17 protein-coding genes are annotated in these 19,012 nt (G+C 65.8%); 7 read left to right on the forward strand and 10 right to left on the reverse strand.

All coding sequences use genetic code 11. The features are described from left to right. Positions 1-159: 159 nt before the first annotated feature. The 3 genes from CU_RS02165 (at position 160) to CU_RS02175 (ending at position 3,182) form a co-directional block, all read left to right on the forward strand. Positions 160-1,134, forward strand: a complete 975-nt coding sequence (locus CU_RS02165; protein ID WP_173362331.1) for a substrate-binding domain-containing protein — start codon at positions 160-162, stop codon at positions 1,132-1,134. Continuing rightward, positions 1,135-2,283, forward strand: a complete 1,149-nt coding sequence (locus tag CU_RS02170) for an ABC transporter permease (RefSeq protein WP_012359686.1) — start codon at positions 1,135-1,137, stop codon at positions 2,281-2,283. Between the two features lie 155 nt (positions 2,284-2,438). Further along, positions 2,439-3,182: an ATP-binding cassette domain-containing protein gene (locus tag CU_RS02175; RefSeq protein WP_173362332.1), complete on the forward strand. Its 744-nt coding sequence runs from the start codon at positions 2,439-2,441 to the stop codon at positions 3,180-3,182. Between the two features lie 128 nt (positions 3,183-3,310). Here the strand turns inward: CU_RS02175 and CU_RS02180 are convergent, their stop codons facing one another. The 4 genes from CU_RS02180 to CU_RS02190 all read right to left on the reverse strand — a co-directional run bounded on the left by CU_RS02180 (position 3,311) and on the right by CU_RS02190 (position 6,345). After that, entirely contained in the window at positions 3,311-4,591 is a 1,281-nt protein-coding gene (locus CU_RS02180; protein WP_012359688.1) for a hypothetical protein, read from the reverse strand. Positions 4,592-4,602: 11 nt separating this feature from the next. Next, positions 4,603-4,770 carry a hypothetical protein gene (locus CU_RS10740; RefSeq protein ID WP_162470315.1) on the reverse strand — a complete coding sequence of 56 codons (168 nt, stop codon included), beginning with the start codon at positions 4,768-4,770 and terminating at the stop codon, positions 4,603-4,605. Between the two features lie 106 nt (positions 4,771-4,876). Further along, positions 4,877-5,974, reverse strand: coding sequence for a C40 family peptidase (locus CU_RS02185; protein WP_012359690.1), 1,098 nt, complete (start codon positions 5,972-5,974; stop codon positions 4,877-4,879). Further along, positions 5,974-6,345, reverse strand: coding sequence for a hypothetical protein (locus tag CU_RS02190; protein ID WP_012359691.1), 372 nt, complete (start codon positions 6,343-6,345; stop codon positions 5,974-5,976). The genes CU_RS02185 and CU_RS02190 overlap by 1 nt, the downstream gene beginning before the upstream one ends. Before the next feature lie 134 nt (positions 6,346-6,479). Between CU_RS02190 and upp the strand changes: the two genes are divergently transcribed. Further along, on the forward strand, positions 6,480-7,127 hold the full coding sequence (upp, locus tag CU_RS02195) for a uracil phosphoribosyltransferase (protein WP_012359692.1): 648 nt from the start codon (positions 6,480-6,482) through the stop codon (positions 7,125-7,127). Here the strand turns inward: upp and CU_RS02200 are convergent. Further along, positions 7,068-8,654, reverse strand: coding sequence for a phospho-sugar mutase (locus CU_RS02200; RefSeq protein WP_407919465.1), 1,587 nt, complete (start codon positions 8,652-8,654; stop codon positions 7,068-7,070). The genes upp and CU_RS02200 overlap by 60 nt on opposite strands. 17 nt (positions 8,655-8,671) lie before the next feature. Then, positions 8,672-9,520 (reverse strand): purine-nucleoside phosphorylase, encoded by an 849-nt coding sequence (locus CU_RS02205; RefSeq protein ID WP_012359694.1) that lies wholly within the window; start codon positions 9,518-9,520, stop codon positions 8,672-8,674. Between the two features lie 143 nt (positions 9,521-9,663). Between CU_RS02205 and CU_RS02210 the strand changes: the two genes are divergently transcribed. Further along, complete coding sequence (locus CU_RS02210) at positions 9,664-10,875, forward strand: amidohydrolase (RefSeq protein ID WP_012359695.1); 1,212 nt, start codon at positions 9,664-9,666, stop codon at positions 10,873-10,875. Between the two features lie 44 nt (positions 10,876-10,919). Here the strand turns inward: CU_RS02210 and CU_RS02215 are convergent, their stop codons facing one another. The 4 genes from CU_RS02215 to CU_RS02230 all read right to left on the reverse strand — a co-directional run bounded on the left by CU_RS02215 (position 10,920) and on the right by CU_RS02230 (position 15,780). After that, positions 10,920-11,501, reverse strand: a complete 582-nt coding sequence (locus CU_RS02215) for a DUF1707 SHOCT-like domain-containing protein (protein ID WP_012359696.1) — start codon at positions 11,499-11,501, stop codon at positions 10,920-10,922. Positions 11,502-11,510: 9 nt separating this feature from the next. Next, positions 11,511-13,124, reverse strand: a complete 1,614-nt coding sequence (glpK, locus tag CU_RS02220) for a glycerol kinase GlpK (RefSeq protein ID WP_012359697.1) — start codon at positions 13,122-13,124, stop codon at positions 11,511-11,513. An 18-nt stretch (positions 13,125-13,142) separates the two neighbouring features. Then, positions 13,143-13,721: a hypothetical protein gene (locus CU_RS02225; protein ID WP_012359698.1), complete on the reverse strand. Its 579-nt coding sequence runs from the start codon at positions 13,719-13,721 to the stop codon at positions 13,143-13,145. A gap of 316 nt (positions 13,722-14,037) precedes the next feature. Continuing rightward, entirely contained in the window at positions 14,038-15,780 is a 1,743-nt protein-coding gene (locus CU_RS02230) for an acetyl/propionyl/methylcrotonyl-CoA carboxylase subunit alpha (protein WP_187289741.1), read from the reverse strand. Positions 15,781-16,113: 333 nt separating this feature from the next. Between CU_RS02230 and prpD the strand changes: the two genes are divergently transcribed. Next, positions 16,114-17,637, forward strand: coding sequence for a 2-methylcitrate dehydratase PrpD (prpD, locus tag CU_RS02235; RefSeq protein ID WP_012359700.1), 1,524 nt, complete (start codon positions 16,114-16,116; stop codon positions 17,635-17,637). Between the two features lie 140 nt (positions 17,638-17,777). Beyond that, a complete protein-coding gene (locus CU_RS02240; RefSeq protein ID WP_012359701.1) occupies positions 17,778-18,965 on the forward strand; it encodes a bifunctional 2-methylcitrate synthase/citrate synthase in 1,188 nt (395 codons plus the stop codon). Positions 18,966-19,012: the final 47 nt, after the last annotated feature.

Raw genomic sequence — 19,012 nt, forward strand, 5'->3', positions numbered from 1 at the left:
GCGTATCGGCGCGGTATCGATGCAGTACAGCGCGTCTTGAAGGATTCAGAAGGCCCGCTCGCGGTTTGACTTAGGCCTCTGACCTGCGAAAAATCGGGAAACGTGCAGAAAAATAATCCCCGAATCAACACCGCGTTCAAGCGGGCCCTCGCGGTGCTCATGGCTCTGTCGGTGGGCGCGGTTGCGGCCTGCTCCGCCACCGGCGGTCGCCCGCGCGAGAACGCGAACGGCGAGGGCGGCGCGGCCGGTGGCGTCGACACTCCCCGCTACACCGTCGCGATGATCAGCCACGGCGCACCCGGCGATACCTTCTGGGATCTGGTCCGCCGTGGCGCCGAGGACGCCGCGAAGAAGAACAACATCGAGCTGCGCTACGCCAGCTCCCCGCAGGCGCCCGACCAGGCCAACCTCGTGCGCAACGCCATCGACTCCCAGGTCGACGGCATCGCGCTCACCATGCCCACCGCCGAGGCGCTGGGCCCCATCGCCCGCCGCGCCACCGAGCAGGGTATCCCCACCGTCGGCCTGAACTCCGGAATGAGCCACTATCAGCGCTACGGGGTGTCCGCCTTCTTCGGCCAGGACGAGCACGTCGCCGGTGAGGCCGCGGGCGAGCGGCTGGCCAAGGATGGCGCGAAGAAGGTGCTTTGCGTGATCCACGAGCAGGGCAACCCCTCCCAGGAAGCCCGCTGCGGCGGTGCCAAGAAGGCCCTCCAGGCCAAGGGCGGCGGCACGCTGGAGACCCTCTACGTCAACGGCATGGATATGACCAGCGTGACCTCCACGGTTCAGGCGAAGCTCGCCCAGGACCGCAGCATCGACTGGGTGCTCAACCTCGTTGCCCCGGTGGCCCTGGCCTCCGTCAACTCTGCCCGCGCCGCCGGGTCTGATGCCAAGATCGTCACCTTCGACACCGACGCCGAGCTCGTCACCGCGATTAAGGACGGCACGGTGCAGTGGGCTGTGGATCAGCAGCCCTACCTGCAGGGTTACCTCGCGGTGGACGCCCTGTGGCTCGCCAAGCGCAATGGTGCGATCCCGGGTGGCGGCCAGCCCGTGTTCACCGGCCCGGCCTTCGTGGATGCCAGCAACGTGGACAAGATCGAGGATGCCGCCAAGGAGGGCCTGCGCTAAATGACTGACGCTAAGCCCGAGCAGGGCACCGGCCCGGCAGCGGCGGAGAAGAATGCCCAGGCGGCGCCGAACCTGACGTCGTCCCTGAACAAAGAGAACACCGCGGAGAAGAACGCGAATAACGCAGCGGAACAGAACGCAGGCAAGGCCGGGGAGAACGCCGTCCTCGCGGCTTTCAAGCGCCCCGAGCTGACCTCCCTGGTCGGCGCGATCCTCATCTTCGCGCTGTTCATGATCCTCGCCCCGGCCTTCCGCAGCGCGGATGCCTTCGCCACCGTGCTGTACTCCAGCTCCACGCTGGGCATCATCGCCCTCGGCGTGGGGCTGCTGATGATCGGCGACGAATTCGACCTCTCCTCCGGCGTGGCCGTGACCACCGCCGCGCTCGCCGCCACGATGCTGAACTACAACCTGTGGCTGAACTCGTGGACGGGCGTGTTCCTCTCCCTGATCATTTCGCTATCCATCGGCGCGATCAACGGCTACCTGGTCACCAAGACCGGCATCCATTCCTTCCTTATCACGCTGGCGATGTTTCTCATGCTGCAGGGCATCAACCTCGCCGTGACGAAGCTGGTCACCGGGCAGGTCGCCACCCCGACGATCTCCGACATGGAGGGCTACAACTCCGCCAAGGCGTTCTTCGCCTCCAGCTTCGAGGTCTTCGGTGTGGACGTGCAGATCACCGTGGTGTGGTGGCTACTGTTCGTGGCACTGGCCAGCTGGTTGCTGTTCAAGACCCGCTTCGGTAACTGGATTTTCGCCGTCGGTGGGGACGCCGACGCCGCCCGCGCCGTGGGTGTCCCCGTACGGCGCGTGAAGATCACCCTGTTCATGTTTGTCGCCTTCTCGGCGTGGTTCGTGGGCATGCACAACCTCTTCGCCTTCGACTCGATCCAGGCCGGGCAGGGCGTGGGTAACGAGTTCCTGTACATCATCGCCGCCGTGATCGGTGGTTGCTCGCTGACGGGCGGCCGGGGCACGGCGATCGGTACGGCCATCGGTGCGCTGATCTTCGGCATGACCAACCAAGGCATCGTCTACGCCGGCTGGAACCCGGACTGGTTCAAGTTCTTCTTGGGCGCGATGCTGCTGCTGGCCGTGCTGACCAATAATTCCTTCTCTCGGGTGCAGGGAGGTGCCAAGTGACTCGCGATAGCAAGCGGAAGGACGCGGCGACGGTGACGTCGACCGGGACGGGCGCGGTAGGCGACATCATCGTCGATAAGGATGCTGTTGTTGACGGCGCTGCTGATAAGGACGTCCCCGGCGCCGAGGACGGTGCCACCCCGCCGATCATCGAGATGCGCGGCCTGGAGAAGGCCTATGGCGAGCGGCTGGTGCTCAAGGGGATCGATATGGAGATCCGCCCCGGCACCGTGACCTGCGTGCTGGGCGATAACGGCGCCGGTAAGTCCACGCTGATTAAGGCGCTTTCTGGGCTGCACCAGCCCACCGGCGGCGAGATGCTGATCGACGGGCAGCCCGCACGGCTGCGCAACCCGAAGGACGCCCTCGACCGGGGGATCGCCACCGTGTATCAGGATCTCGCGGTGGTGGGGCAGATGTCCGTGTGGCGGAACTTCTTCCTCGGCCAGGAGATCACCGGCGCGCTGGGGCGGCTGAAGGCCGACGAGATGCGCAAGATTACCGCCGAGCAGTTGCAGAAGATGGGCGTGGATCTGCCGGACGTGGAGGTGCCGATCAGCACGCTGTCCGGTGGCCAGCGGCAGGTTGTGGCGATCGCCCGGGCGATCTACTTCGGCGCGCGCGTGCTGATCCTGGACGAGCCCACCGCGGCGCTGGGTGTGAAGCAATCCGGCATGGTGCTGCGCTTCGTGAAGAAGGCCCGGGATTCCGGGGTGGCGGTCATCTTCATTACCCACAACCCGCACCACGCCTACCTGGTGGGGGATCGCTTCATGATGCTCAACATGGGCCAGCAGGTGATGAACGCTGACCTGGCGGACGTGACGCTGGAGGAGTTGACCGTGGAGATGTCCGGTGGTGGGGAGCTGGACGCGCTGAGCCACGAGCTGCGCAGCTAGCCGCCACGGCTGGCTGCTGGGGCGGGGCGGACGGTACAAGGCACACCGATGTGAAAAGGGCGCCTGACGAAAGATCATCCTTTCGTCAGGCGCCCTTTTAGCTTCCTGAAGGCAGCTAGCGACTCACACTAGAACTTGCTGAAGCGCTTGATGAGGTCTTCCTCCAGCTGCTTCCAGCCACGCACCTCTTCATCGAAGGGTGCGGTCGGGGTGGTACTCGACGGGGAGCCCGTGACGTAGGCGATGTAGGTCTGCAGGCGCGGGAAGCCGACCAGGACCTTGTTTACGGCGTCATCGCCCGCCCAGTCGGCGGCGTCGGCCAGCAGCTCATATGCGCGGCTCAGCTGCTTCGGATCCACCGCGTCCACGGACTTGGCGATGTCCTCGCGCAGCCCGGTGAAGGTGTACTGGTTCATGTCGTGAACCGTGACCTCCAACTCGCCGGCATTCGCGGCCTGGACGATCTCGCCCCAGGTCTCCATCTCCTCGAGGTCGTGCTGCGGGGCGTCGATGAGCCAGCGCACCAAGGAGCGAGGGTTGGGGAAAGTGTTGATCTGGCCGTGGCGGCCCAGGAACACCGGCTTGCCGTCGACGTAGCAGCGCAGGGTGTAGACCCGCTGGCCGTTTAGAGAGATGCGGATCGGGTCGATACCGGCCTGTGCCCACACCGTCTTGTCGTACGGGTCGGTCTCCTCGTCCGCGGCGTGACCAGCAGCGGACTTCTCCGCAGCGGCATCTTCGCGCTTCTTCGCGGCAGCAGCGCTGGCATCGGCTGCGGCCTTTTCTACTGCGTCGATGCGCTTCTGGGACTCCGTGACGGCATCCTCGGCCACCTCGACCTCGGTGAGTCCGTCCTCGAGGTCGTCGAGCATCTCCGCCCACGCGCCGAGCACGATGCGGCCCATCGCGGTCCACTCTTCGACGCCGTTCTGGCCGGAGTAGTGGTCCGCGCCGCGGTAGACGTTCTGCAGCATGGAGTAGGAGCCGAACCACTTGTTGATCGACTCGATGCCAGCGACACCGCCGATGGACTGCAGCAGGCGGTAGGCGCGGCCGACGTCCCGGACGTTCTCGTAGCTCGCCCGGCCGGCCAGCTGGTTCGGAGCCTCGATCAGGGAGATCTCCTGGATCTTCTGCGCCGACATCTGGGCGTCAGCGTCCGCCTTGAACTCCTGCCACTTCGGGTGTTCGGCGAGCACGTGGTCGTTGCTGCCGACAACGTGGGCGTGGAGCTCGGCGGGGGAGGAGAACACGGAGATCGTGTCGTCCTTACCCAGGAATGCCTGCCACTTTTCGCCCCTGACGACCCACAGCGGGGCCCAGACGGTGTACCAGGTGCCGCTGGTGGTCTCCATCTTCAGCGTCACAAGCTGGTTTGGTTTAAACGTTGTCGGTTTGGAAGCTGCCATGATTGCGGATTCTACCCGGCCGGATCGGAACTCATAGCCTCGACATTGCGAAGCCGGGCGTCGAGCACCTTCGGCACCACCGCAGGGGGTGTGCCCAGGAACTGCGCCTCCAGATATTCCTGCTCCTCTGGCTGCGTGACGATCCGCGCCAAGCCCGGAATGCCCCGGGAAGAATGCACCCCACCCATGTTCTGAAATCCCCCTTTGTTGAACCGGTTCTGCGTGAACTAGTTCTTCTGCGAACTATTTCGGCGAAGCTTCTCAGTGCCCACAGACTAGCCCCAGCTAGCCGGTGGGGCGGTAGAAACCGTGGAAACCCATGCCGATATTCTCCGTGCGGATCGGGCTAATACCCACCGGATCACCGGCCTCGATCAGCTGACCGTCCTCAATGACCATCGCCACGTGGCCGTCCCATACCGCCAGGTCCCCGGGCTGTACCTGGTCCATCGGGATCTGCGGGCCCACCGCTTGCTGATCGGCCAGCCGTGGCAGCTCCACCCCGGCCTGCCCGTAGGCCCACTGAACGAAGCCGGAGCAGTCGAAGCCCTGCCCCGGTGTGGTGCCACCCCACACGTAGGGGGTGCCCAGCTGGGTCTTCGCCGCGGCCACGGCCTTGGCCGCCGCTTCGGTCGGGGCGCCCGCCACAGCGTCGCCGGAATCCGCAGCATCGCTGGAATCTACAGCCGCGCCACCGCGAGCCACCCCGGATGCTGCGGTACTGCCCGCGTTCGCCGGTGCGGCAGGCGCCTCGTTCGACCCCTCGGACGGCGCGGGTGCTGCTGGGATCGCCTCCGCCGGTACCGCGGTGGCCGTGGCCTCCTTCGCCAGACCCAGCAACTCCTGGCCCAGCGACTGCACGCGGGCCTCCGCCCGGCCCAGGTGCTTGCAAGCGATGGCCTGTGCCTTCGCCAGCGCCACCGGCGCAGTCGGGCCGAGCAGCTGCACTGGGTTCACCGTCGCGCCGATCTCCGCCAGAGCTTCCATCGCGATCGCTCCGATATCCTCGATCGCCGCCAGGATGGCCTGTTGCCCGCGCGCGGCGACCGCATCCAGCTCCTGCCGGACCTCCTCAACGAGGTCTACCGCCTCCGAGCCTTGCACGAACTTGGCGGCCATCGCCCCACCGGCCTCCCCGAGCACAGCCGAGCCGACCGTCCGGATCACCTCCCCGGCAAGCCCGCTGACCCCGGAGCCCAGCAGCGCGGAGACTCCTGGCTGCAGTGGCTGTGGGATCAGGGCCGCGATGGGCTCCACAAGCCCCAGAAAATCCGGAACGCAGCCACCCCCGCTGAACAAGGAGCCAGCCACCTGCCCAAGCGCGGAGCCGAGCACTTCCTCGATCACAGCCCCTCCAGCTGGTGCCAATACAGGTGCACTCATCACCGAACACCTCCCTCGAGGGCGGCGAAGCCAGCTTGGGCGGCCTGCTCATGTTCGTCCACGCGCCCCCGGAATTCATCCAACGCGCCTGCCGCACCTTGATAGAACCTCGCCAACTCCCCGGTGGCCTCGTGGTGCCGTGCCCGGGCCTGCTGCAGTGCAGCCAGGAAGCTCCCCAGCTCCGGCAGGAAGGGCAGCTCTACGTGCGGTGTGTGGGGAGGGGCTGTCGCCGCCAGTCCTTCCGCCACCGCCCGCGCCTCCTGCGCCGCTGATTGAATCCGCTCCTGCTCTGCGATCACCTGGCCGTCACTGCGTTCCCCACTGCGTCCCCCAGTGCCGTTTCGCCCAGTACCGTTCGTCAAAGGCACCATTGTTCCCCCTGAATCTTCCTGAATCGTCTCGGTGCGTGAAGCAACTCAGAGGTATTAGACAACGGGGACGGTCATTTGGTTCCCGTCCATGTCAATTTTCTCGCGTGCCCGGTGCTTAACGTAGATTTGGAGTCATGGACATCAAGGTGGTCAATCATCCTCTCGTGCGCGCCCGTCTGACGATTATGCGCGACGCCCGCAGCAACAACGTTGTCTTCCGCGACGCCCTCGCGGACCTCGGTGCGATGCTGATCTACGAGGCCAGCAACGACCTCGAGACCGAATCCTTCGACGTGGAAACCCCCGTCTCCACCGCCGAAGGGCACCGATTGAAGAACCCCCCGATCATCGTCCCCATCATCCGCGCCGGCCTCGGTATGATCGACCCGGCCCTCTCTATGATCCCGGACGCCCAGGTGGGCTTCATCGGCCTGGCCCGCGATGAGAAGACCCACGAGCCGGTCCCGTACCTCGAAGCCCTGCCGGATGACCTCTCCGGCCAGCCCGTCATGCTGGTCGACCCGATGCTCGCCACCGGCGGCTCCCTCCTCAACGCTGTGGAGCTGCTCGTCGAGCACGGGGCGGACGATATCACCTGCGTGTGCATGGTCTCCGCACAGCCGGGCGTGGACAAGCTGGTGAACTCCGGCCTGCCGGTACGCAAGCTCGTCACCGCCACGATCGACCCGGCGCTCGACGAGAACGCCTACATCGATCCGGGCCTAGGAGACGCCGGCGACCGCCTCTACGGCCCGCGGAATATCGACCTCGAGAGCCGCTAGCGCCGCCTCTACCTGCTCGCGGTCCGCGGCCTCGCCCACGGCCTCCAGATAGAATTTCGCCTTCGGCTCCGTCCCGCTCGGTCGGGCGACGACCCGCAGCGCCACGTCATCCGCGTCGCCCACCAGGCGCAGGCCCTCCGTGGCTGCTTCGCCCAGCAGTTCGGCGCTCATCGCGGCCCCCGCCAGGTTTTCCGGCGGTGCGGCCGCGAATTTTTTAATGACGTCCGTGGCCTGCGCAATCGACTCCAAACGAATCGACAGCTGGCTGGAGCGGAAGCAACCGAACTCCTGCTCAATGGCTGCCAGCTCATCCGCCAGGCCCCGTCCCGCAGCGGCGAGCTCAGCCGCCCACGCAGCCGCGATCAGCGCGGTGGCGATGCCGTCCTTATCGGCGACGATGCCGGGGGCAGGGCAGGTGCCGATGGCCTCCTCGTAGGCGAAAGCCAACTCCCCGGGGCGGCCTTCCGCCGCGCGCGCCAGGTGCTTGAAGCCCGTCTTTGTCTCCACGTACTCCCACCCGCTGGCCTGGGCCATGACACCCAATAGCTGGGAGGAGACGTAGGTCGTCGCGACCACCGGCGGGGCAGCGGAGTCTGCCGCAACGCTAGAGAGCACGCGGCGGGCCAGCAGCGGGCCGGCCTCGTTGCCATTCAGCATTCGATAGGCCGGCTCGCCCCCGGTGGGAACGCCAATCATGCAGCGATCCGCATCCGGGTCGAGTGCTATCAGTAGGTCCGCGCCGACCTGCGCCCCCAGTGCGAGAAGCAGGTCAGTCGCGCCGGGCTCCTCCGGGTTGGGGAAGTCCACGCTCGGAAACTCCGGGTCCGGCCAGCGCTGCGCTGCCACCGCATGGATATCCGCGAAGCCATTGGCTTGCAGCACGGACTCCAACGTGTCCCCGCCGACCCCATGCATCGGGGTATAGGCGATGGTCAGGGCGCGCCGTGCGGTGAGCACCGCGTTCTCGCTGCTGACGACCGGGGCGCTGATTGCGGATTCGTAGCCCTGGGACGCTCCGAGTTCCAGCTGCACGCTGCGGGAGCGGGTGATCTCCTCGGCCGCCGGCTGGGACGCGATGGCTGCCTCGATCTCGCGATCGGCGGGGGAGACCAGCTGGGAACCACCGGACAGGTACAGCTTGTAGCCGTTATCGCCCTTCGGGTTGTGGGAGGCGGTGATCTGCACGCCGGCGTCCAGGCCGCGGTCGCGCACCAGCCAGGCCAGCACCGGGGTGGGGTTGTTGCCACCCAACAAGGTGACGGTGAAGCCCTTGGCTGCGAACACCTCGGCGGTGGCTCGCGCGAAGGTCTCAGAGCCGTAGCGGGCGTCGTGGGCGACCGCTACGGCGATATCAGCTGCCGCTCGGTCTGGATGTTGGGCAATCAGCCAGTCGGCCACTCCGGCGGTCGCCCGGGTGACGGTGGCGACGTTCATCCGATCCGGGCCCACGCCCACTGGGGCGCGCAGCCCCGCGGTGCCGAAACTCAGACCCGGCTGGGAACTGTTGTCCTGCTGGGCTGGGCTCATATCCTGCTGGGCAGAGCTCACGACTGGATCACGCTCGCGAGCAGAGAACCCATTTCCTGAGCCGCGGCCTGGCCGGCGGCCAGCACCTCCTCGTGATTCAGTGCCTCGCCGGTCACCCCCGCCGCGAGGTTCGTGACCAGCGAGATGCCGAGCACACCCACGCCGGCCTCCCGGGCAGCGATGGTCTCGTAGACGGTGGACATACCCACCAGGCCCACCCCGAAAGTGCGCAGCATGTGGATCTCCGCCGGGGTCTCATACTGCGGCCCTGGCATCATCGCGTACACCGCCTCACGAATACCGGGGCGCAGAGCCTTGACCTTCTCGCGCAGCTCGGGGGAGTACGCATCCACCAAGTTCACGAAGTTTGCGCCCACCAGTGGGGTCTTCGCCGTGAAGTTGATGTGATCGCTGATCAAAACCGGCTCGCCCACAGACATTCCCTCAGTCAGCCCGCCTGCCGCGTTGGTCAGCACGACCTGTTTCACCCCGGCAGCGGCAGCGGTGCGCACCGCGTGCGCACACCGCCACAGCTCGTGGCCCTCGTAGGCGTGAGTGCGGCCCAGCAGGATCAGCACGTTGCGCTCGCCGATGCGCAGCGCACGAATGGTACCCCCGTGGCCCTCTGCGGTGGGTGGCAAAAAGCCCGGCAGATCGGACATCGGGAACTCCTGGACGTCGCTTTCTGCGGCCTCGCAGACCACGTCCGCAGCTGGTCGCCAACCGGAACCCAGGACGATGGCGGCGTCGAAAGCAGAAAGACCAGTCTTCTGCAGCAACGCCGCGGCAGCCTGCTCAGCGAGCTCGTAGGGGGCCTGCCCGGGATTCGACGCCGCGGGCGAGGATTGCGCATTGTGGCTAGACATGGCCCAAGGCTACCGCGAAGTCACGCGCCACAGGGGTGGGCATATAGAATGGGGTGTTGTGCGGCGTAACTAGACAACTCGGTCTTGAAGCGCCACAATCAGCAGACATCGATAGTTATTGGCTTAAAGCCGGGAGGCATGCAGTGCAACACGGCGGAACCACCTCTGAGGCGGCGCATCTCACTCAGTTCGTCACCCTGTGGCTGAACGAGAACGTGGACCGTCTGATCGAGTGGCGGCGCCACCTGCACCGGAACCCGGAACTCTCCCACATGGAGGACGGCACCACCGCCTTCATCATGGGAATCCTCCGCGACGCCGGCCTCGAACCGCACGAGATGGCCTGCAAGGGAGCCACCGTGGACATCGGGCCCGAGACCGCACCGATGATCGCCTTCCGCGGAGACATCGACGCCCTGCCCGTCACCGAAACCACAGGCCTGGACTTTAGCTCCACCGTGCCCGGCGTGATGCACGCCTGCGGCCACGACATGCACACCACCATCCTGCTGGGCCTCATGGTTGCCCTGGCTGCCTACGTCGAGGAGTACGGCGAGGACGCCCTGAGCGTGCGGGTGCGCGGCATCTTCCAGCCCGCTGAGGAGGTCCTGGACGGCGGGGCTAAGGATGTGATCGAGGCCGGCGCCCTGCGTGGTGTGAACCAGATCTTCGCGGTGCACTGCGAACCGAAGCTGCGCTGCGGGCAGATTGGCGTGCGCGTAGGCGCGATCACCTCCGCCACGGATGTCATGGAGATCGTGCTGCGCGGACCCGGTGGCCACACCTCGCGCCCGCACCTGACGGCGGATCTCATTAACGCTGCTGGCCTGGTGGTCACGATGCTGCCGCAGCTGCTCAGCAGGAGGGTGGACCCGCGCAGCGGCACCGTCGCCGCCTTCGGCTCGATCCACGGTGGCCAGGCCTTCAACGCGATTCCAGAGGAAGTTCGCCTCGTCGGATCCTTCCGCACCGCCGAGGTCGGCGTGTGGCGCGAAAGTGAGGAGATCGTCCGCGAGCTGCTGGACGAGATCGTCGCCCCGACGGGCGCGACCGCGGAACTGCACTACACGAAGGGCGTGCCGCCGGTGACCAACGACGACGTCGCGACCGCGCTGCTCGCGCAGTCCGTGCGCAATGTCGATCCGCACTCCCTGGTGGAGGCGCCGCAGTCCAGCGGCGGGGAGGATTTCTCCTGGTACCTGGAGCACGTGCCGGGCTCGATGGCGCGCCTGGGCACGTGGACCGGTGAGGGAGACAAGCCGGACCTGCACCGGCCGAATATCGTCTTCGACGAACGTGCCCTGGGCATCGGGGTCCGGCTCTTCGCCGGAGTCATCGACCAGTTCCGTCCCTGAGCGACCCACCCCTGCAGGACCTCACACGGGTTGAGTCGCAGGGGCTAGTGCCCGTCGATGCGGCGTTGCAGCCGTTGCTGACGCAGTACCTGGCGTTGCTGGCGTAGTGCTTGCCGCTGTTCACGTTGAATCTGCCGATTCGTCGGCATGTACCAGGACGACGGCCCAATCTTGAGCATGTACAGCAGGATTGCCACGACGGGGATGATCCACATGAACCAATCCGAGACGGTGGTCAGCATGAGTGCGCTGACCACGGAGAGCGCCATGATTCCGCCGCGGATATTGCGCCCCCGACCGGCAGCCGCTGCCACCTCCTCCGCGGTGTAGATCTGCTGACCGTACCCCGGCACCGCCAGCGCTTGCGATGGCAGCGCCTGATTGTCGCGTGGGATGCGGGGGAGATCCAGGAAGACTTCCGAGAGTTCGCCATGCACCCTGGCGTTGGCGATGTGGCGGCAGCGGTCGTCGTACTCTGAGATGTCTAGCCGGCCCGCCTCGAGGTGCTTCGAGAGCAGGTCCATGGCCTCTTCGCGTTCCTTATTCCCGATGCGAACACCGCTGCGGGGGTCGGGCCGCGAACCGTGTGCCCCCGGCCGGTTCTGCGGATCATTCGGAAAAGTCATATCTAGAGCTTACGCTTTCGTGTCCCAATCGAAGGTGCGTTCCACAGCCTTATTCCACATGCGGTAGAGCTCGTCCCGCTCCTCCTCAGAGGCCCGCGGCGTGAAGGTGTGTTCCTCCCGCCAGAGCCGCCGGATCTCCTCCTCATCCCGGAAGAACCCCACCGCGAGTCCCGCGGCATAGGCCGCACCCAGGCAGGTGGTCTCCGTGATCTTCGGGATCGTGACGCTCACGCCCAGCTGATCGGCCTGGAACTGCATCAGCAGGTTATTTTCCACCATGTCGCCGTCAGCCTTCAGACTGGTCAGCGAGACGCCGGAGCCCGCGTTCATCGCCTCGACGACCTCCCGGGTCTGGAAAGCGGTGGCCTCCAGGGCGGCGCGCGCGATGTGGGCTTTGGTGACGTAGCGGGTCAAGCCCGTGATCACCCCGCGGGCCTCGGGGCGCCAGCGGGGCGCGAGCAACCCGGAGAAGGCGGGGACCACGTAGCAGCCACCGTTATCCGCCACGGAGCGGGCGAGGGGCTCGATCTCGTCGGCGGAGTTGAAGAAACCCAGGGAGTCGCTGAGCCACTGCACCAGCGAACCAGTCACCGCGATGGAGCCCTCCAGCGCGTACTTCGGTGGCTGATTCCCGAGACGGTAGGCGATGGTGGTGATCAGCCCGTGCTTACTGCGCTGGGGCTCGTCGCCGGTGTTGAGCAGCAGGAAGCTGCCCGTGCCATAGGTGGACTTTGCATCCCCCGGCTCCAGGCAGGCCTGCCCGAAGGCAGCGGCCTGCTGATCGCCCAGGATTCCCGCGATGGGCACGCCCTGCACCGGGCCGGAGCGACGCACGCGGCCGATGACCTCGCTGGAGGAGACGATCTCCGGCAGCAGGGACATCGGGATGTCCCAAATCTTGCAGAGCTCCTCGTCCCACTGCTGGGTGGACAGGCCCATCAGCATGGTGCGGGAGGCATTCGTGACGTCAGTGACGTGCTTGGCGCGCTGGCGTCCTGGCTTGGCCCCGGAACGGCGACCGGAACGGGAGCGAGAGGAACGGGTCAGCTCCCAGATCACCCAGGTGTCGATCGTGCCGAAGGCCAACTCTCCGCGTTCTGCGCGCTCGCGGGCGCCGTCGACGTTGTCCAGGATCCAGCGGATTTTCGACGCCGCGAAATACGTCGACGGTGGCAGGCCGGTGCGTTCTTGGATGAGCTCCCGCTCCTCCTCTGTCAGTGCGTCGACGAGGTCGGAGGTGCGGGTGTCCTGCCAGACGATCGCGTTGTAGATCGGCTCGCCGGTGGCGCGGTCCCAGATCACCGTGGTTTCACGCTGATTGGTGATGCCGACGGCTGCGATTTCCTCCGGTGTGATGTCTTCGGAGGCAGCCGCATCGGCGATGACGCGGCGGATGTTGAGCCGGATCTCCTCCGGGTCATGCTCCACCCAGCCCGGGTGCGGAAAAATCTGCTCGTGCGGCAGCTGGCTGCAGCTCGCGATATCACCGCGGCCGTCGAAAATGATGCAGCGCGTGGAGGTCGTCCCCTGGTCGATGGAGAGGACGAATCCTCGACGGGAGTTGGTCAGGCGAGCGTACTGCTCGGCGACCTGGTTGGAAAACTGATTCGCGAGGGTGTCCATCGTGTGCGGTTGAGGGACCTAGCGGGTTTCCCGACCGCGGAGAACTGCGGACACGATGAGCAGAGCGATGCCGCTGCCCACGCCGATCATCGAGATCCAGCGGAGGGCATTCAGCGTGCCGCCGGACTTGGTGGAGATGTAGTTCTTTCCCTCGTTGCACTGGATGTGTGCGCCCTGGAGGTTTTCGGTGAACTCCACCCGGGCGTAGACTCCCTTGACCTTGGTGAAAGGAAGGGAGACGTCCTTGATCTTGACGTCCTCGTCGGTGAGGTCCTCCAGGTCCTCGACCTTGTCGTGGATGGGCGTGCTGCCCGGGCCGAAGAAGCCACAGGCGGTCGCCTCGAGGGCGTCCTTATCGGCGAGCAGGTAGTAGGAGGTGTCCGACTTCACTGCGGTGGGGTGATCCTCGGAGAAGCCCTTGATGGAGGAGAGGCTGACGATCCACGTGATCGCGCCGATGACCAGGAATACGGTCCCGATGATTCCCAGCAGCTTGGGGGAGACTCGTTGCGTGCCGCGGTCGTGCTCTTCTGCCTCGGTGAACTTGTTGGTCACCGCATCTGGCTGGTCCGTGGGGTCGATGTGGTTATCGGTCATAGCTTTAAAAACTCCGCAAAACAGGGTGGGCACTGGGTGGAAGCGGACTGTGCCGCGAACTCAAAGCCACGTTCGCGGCCAGGAGCGCCGCCCCCAGGGCATAGGCCAGGCCCCAGCGCTGGGTCGTTGGTGACCACTGGCATGGACCAGATCTAATAATCCATTCTAAACAGACCCACATGCCGGTGGGTAGCCAACCCTCGACCTAGCGCGCTGTATTCGACCGAGCGCGCTGAGTTCAACCTAAGCCCGGTCCGCCTGGGAACTCTTTTGGAAGCGTCGGGAGAGGAAGGGGGAAAGGGGGTAGGGCAGCGGGTTAGTCTTCGAGAATCTCGAAGAGTGCCTGGTTCTTCGTCACGCTGTCGCCCGGGGCGATTGCGAGTCCGGTGACCACGCCAGACTTGTGGGCCTGCAGGGCGTTTTCCATCTTCATGGCCTCCAACACCAGCAGCGTATCGCCCTCGGCGACGGTTTGGCCCTCCGAGACCTCGATCTTCACGATCGTGCCCTGCATTGGGGCGGCGACGGTATCACCGGTGATGGCGGCCTCGCCGGCGGCGGCGCGACGGCGAGGCGCCCGCTTCGTGCGGCCACCGGCGGCCATCAGCTCACCCGGGACGGTGATCTCCACGCGCCGGCCCTCCACCTCGACGGTGACGCGCTGGCGGGGAAGCTTGTCCTCGCCGCTCGCCGCAGCGGGCGCATCCTCGGTGGCCTCGGGCAGGGAGCCGTCCCACTCTTCTTCGATCCAGCGGGTGTAGACCTTAAAGCCATCCTCCGCGGTGAAGTCGGGGTTGTTCAGCATCTGCTGGAAGAAGGGGATGACCGTCGGCAGCCCAGCAACCTGGAACTCCGCCAGGGCACGCTTCGAGCGGGCGATGGCCTGCTCGCGGTCCTCGCCCCACACGATGAGCTTGGCCAGCATGGAGTCGAACTGGCCGCCGATCACGGCGCCCTCCTCGATTCCGGAGTCCATGCGGACGCCCGGGCCGGAGGGCTCACGGTAGGCGGTGATCATGCCCGGGTTTGGCATGAAGTTATTGGCCGCGTCCTCGCCGTTAATGCGGAACTCGATGGCGTGGCCACGCAGCGTCGGGCGGCTCGTCCGGGACAGTGGGCGGCCCTCTGCGATGCGGAACTGCTCGCGCACCAGGTCCCAGCCGGTGATCTCCTCGGTGACGGGGTGCTCGACCTGCAGGCGGGTGTTGACCTCCAAGAAGCTGACCAGACCGTCGGAACCGACCAGGTACTCCACGGTGCCCGCGCCCTGGTAGCCCGCGGCGCGGCAGATTTCCTCGGCGGACTCGTAGATCCGGCGGTTCTGCTCGGCGGTCAGGAACGGGGCCGGGGCTTCCTCGATGAGCTTCTGGAAGCGACGCTGCGTGGAGCAGTCGCGGGTGGAGGCGACCAGGACGTTGCCGTGCTTATCGGCCAGGACCTGCGCCTCCACGTGGCGGGCGCGGTCGAGGTAGCGTTCGACGAAGCACTCACCGCGGCCGAAGGCTGCGATGGCCTCGCGGGTGGCGGAGTCGAAGAGATCCGGGATCTCCTCCATCGTGTAGGCGACCTTCATGCCGCGGCCACCGCCACCGAAGGAAGCCTTCACGGCGACCGGGAGGCCGTGCTCCTTGGCGAATTCCTCAACCTCGGCGGCGCTGGAGACTGGGCTCTTCGTTCCCGGCGTCATGGGAGCATCCACCATCGCTGCGATCTGGCGGGCGGTGACCTTGTCGCCGAGGCGGTCGATGGCCTCCGGCGGTGGGCCGATCCAGTTCAGGCCAGCGTCGATGACGGCGCGGGCGAAATCAGCGTTCTCCGCGAGGAAGCCATAGCCGGGGTGGACGGCGTCCGCGCCGGACTCCTTGGCCACGGTGATCAGCTTGTCGATATTCAGGTAGCTTTCGGCGGAGGTCTGCCCGCCCAGTGCGAAAGCCTCGTCGGCCATGCGGACGTATGGGGCGTCGGCGTCGGGCTCGGCGTAGACCGCGACGGAGGCAATGCCTTCGTCTTGCGCGGCGCGGATGATGCGGATCGCGATTTCGCCACGGTTGGCGATCATCACCTTCTTAATGGGGGTGATGCCCTCGGAGCTCGCCGTCGCAGCAGCATCTTGAGCTGGCGCGCTCGACACCTGATCCGTCTTGGCCGTCACGACGTTAACTCCTCCAATTTGGGTCCTCGTTGAACTCATCACCCTACCGCTATTCGTTGCCGAATTGTTACCTGGCGCGCGGTGTTTCGCCCAAGGTCTTCTGAACTGGGGTGGGGCTGACGTGCTCCTGGCCGGAGAACTATGAATTCTCTCACTAGCGGTCTTGAGGGAAAGCGCTCCGCGTGTCCACCATGCAGTCTATTATTTTCGCCAAGCTAAGGAGTTGTGAGGAGGCTCATAGTGGAAAACCACGTTGTCCGTACCCGAAAGTCTGCCGAAGAGTTCCCCAGGGAAGAACACCTGGCCTGGAAGATCGCGACGATGGCCGCCGACCCTGTCGCCGTCGACGAGGACGTCGAGGAGATGGTCGTCAACCGCGTGATCGACAACGCGGCCGTCGCGGTGGCCTCGGTGCTGCGCCGCCCGGTGTCCTCTGCCCGCGCCCAGGCGCTGTCGGTTGGCCGACCGCTGCAGGGGGAGGGCGCGACCGTTTTCGGTGTTGCAGAAAGGGTGTCCCCGGAGTGGGCGGCCTGGGCCAATGGGGTGGCGGTGCGGGAGCTGGACTTCCACGACACCTTCCTGGCCGCGGACTACTCCCACCCAGGGGATAATATTCCCGCCGTGCTCGCGGTCGCCCAACACCGCGGGGCGGACCTGGGGCTGAGCGGCAAGGACGTGATCCGCGGGATTACCACCGCCTACGAGACCCAGGTCAACCTTGTGAAGGGGATTTGCCTACATAAACACAAGATCGACCACGTGGCCCACCTGGGCCCGGGAGTGGCTGCGGGGCTGGGGACCCTGTTGTCGCTGGATCCGGAGCAGACCTACCAGGCCATCGGCCAGGCGCTGCACACCACGACCGCGACCCGCCAATCCCGCAAGGGAGAGATCTCCAGCTGGAAGGCCCACGCCCCAGCCTTCGCAGGGAAGATGGGCATCGAGGCTGTGGACCGCGCATTGCGCGGAGAGGGTGCGCCCGCCCCGATCTGGGAGGGGGAGGATGGCGTGATCGCCTGGCTCCTCGACGGACCGGAGGGCGAGTACAAGGTTCCGCTGCCGGAGACGGGGGAGCCCAAGCGCGGAATCATGGACACCTACACCAAGGAACACTCAGCCGAGTACCAATCCCAGGCGCCCATCGACCTAGCCCGGCGCATGCGCGATCAGGTCGGCGACCTCAACCAGATCGAATCCATCGTGCTGCACACCAGCCACCACACGCACTACGTCATCGGCACCGGCTCCGGAGACCCGCAGAAATTTGACCCGTACGCCTCGCGCGAGACCCTCGACCACTCGGTGATGTACATCTTCGCCGTGGCTCTCGAGGACGGCACGTGGCACCACGAGCACAGCTACGCCCCGGAACGGGCGCAGCGACCAGAAACCATCGAGCTGTGGCGGAAGATCTCCACGGTGGAGGACCCGGAGTGGACCCGCCGCTACCACTCCGACGACCCCGCGGAAAAGGCCTTCGGGGCACGCGCGGTGATCACGTTGAAGGACGGCACCGTCATCGAGGACGAGCTTGCCGTCGCCGACGCTCACCCGTTGGGCGAACGGCCCTTCGAACGAGCCAACTACGTCGAAAAATTCCGGACCCTGGCGGAGGGCGTCATCGACGAAGCGGAGCAGAACCGCTTCCTGGACGCAGCCGAAAACCTGCCTGCGATGAGTGCTGCGGACTTCGGGGAACTCAACATCCGATTCTCCGCGGACACCCTGGCCCGCGCGCCTCAGATCCCGCGGGGCATCTTCTAGCGCGCAGCAGAGCCCCGGGGGTGCGAAGGAACCGGGAAGACCAGCAGCAACCGATTCCACGCAACACCCGCTTCACAGCAGCGCCAAAACCCAAGTGCACCACCTGAGCCACAGCAACGAGGAGCAAAGGAGCTTCCATCATGAGCACGAACACTCAGAACGCCAACACTCAGAACACCACAGCCGAACAGCCGGAGGTCCGCAAGGGGCTCTACGGTGTGGTCGCCGACTACACCAGCGTGTCAAAGGTCATGCCGGAGACGAACTCGCTGACCTATCGCGGCTACGCGGTCCAAGATCTCGTCGAGAACTGCAGCTTTGAGGAGGTCTTCTACCTCCTGTGGAACGGCGAACTGCCCACCGAAGCCCAGCTCACCGAGTTCAACAAGGCAGGCCGCTCCTACCGCAAGCTCGATGCCGGGCTCATCTCTCTGATCCACTCCCTGCCCACCGACTGCCACCCCATGGACGTCATGCGCACCTCGGTGAGCTACATGGGAACCAAGGATCCGGAGCACTTCACCCCAAACCGGGAGCACATCACGCACGTTGGCCACAACCTGCTGGCACAGCTGCCGATGGCCATGGCGATGGACATCCGCCGCCGAAAGGGCGAGGACATCGTCGCCCCGGACCCGGAGAAGGGGGTGGCGGAAAACCTGCTGGCCATGGTCTTCGGCAACGGGCCGGACTCGCCGGCGAGTAACCCGGAGGACGTGCGAGACTTCGAGAAATCCCTCATCCTCTACGCCGAGCACTCCTTCAACGCCTCCACCTTCACCAGCCGCGTCATCACCTCGACGCGCTCCGACGTGTACTCCGCGATCACCGGCGCGATCGGCGCGCTGAAGGGGCCGCTGCACGGTGGTGCCAATGAGTTCGTCATGCACACCATGCTGGAGGTCGACGACCCGGCGAAGGCAGAGGAGTGGGTGAATAAGACGCTGGATAACAAGGACCTCATCATGGGCTTCGGCCACCGTGTCTATAAGAACGGGGATAGTCGCGTGCCGAGCATGGAGCAGTCCTTCCGCGCACTGGCCGAGCGCCACGATGGGGCCAAGTGGGTGGCGATGTACGAGAACCTCGCCGCGGCGATGGACAAGCGCACCGGGATTAAGCCGAACCTCGACTTCCCAGCCGGCCCTGCCTACTACCTGCTGGGCTTCCCGGTGGACTTCTTCACGCCGCTATTCGTCATCGCCCGCGTGGCGGGGTGGACGGCGCACATCGTGGAGCAGTATGAGAACAACTCGCTGATTCGCCCGCTGTCGACCTACAACGGGCCCGAGCAGCGGAAGGTCGTGCCGATTGCCCAGCGAGGCTGATTTGGGCCCAGCGAAGCTGATGACCAGGTCGCACAGCGAAGTTGGGG

The organism is Corynebacterium urealyticum DSM 7109, assembly GCF_000069945.1.
Taxonomy (GTDB): Bacteria; Actinomycetota; Actinomycetes; order Mycobacteriales; family Mycobacteriaceae; genus Corynebacterium; species Corynebacterium urealyticum.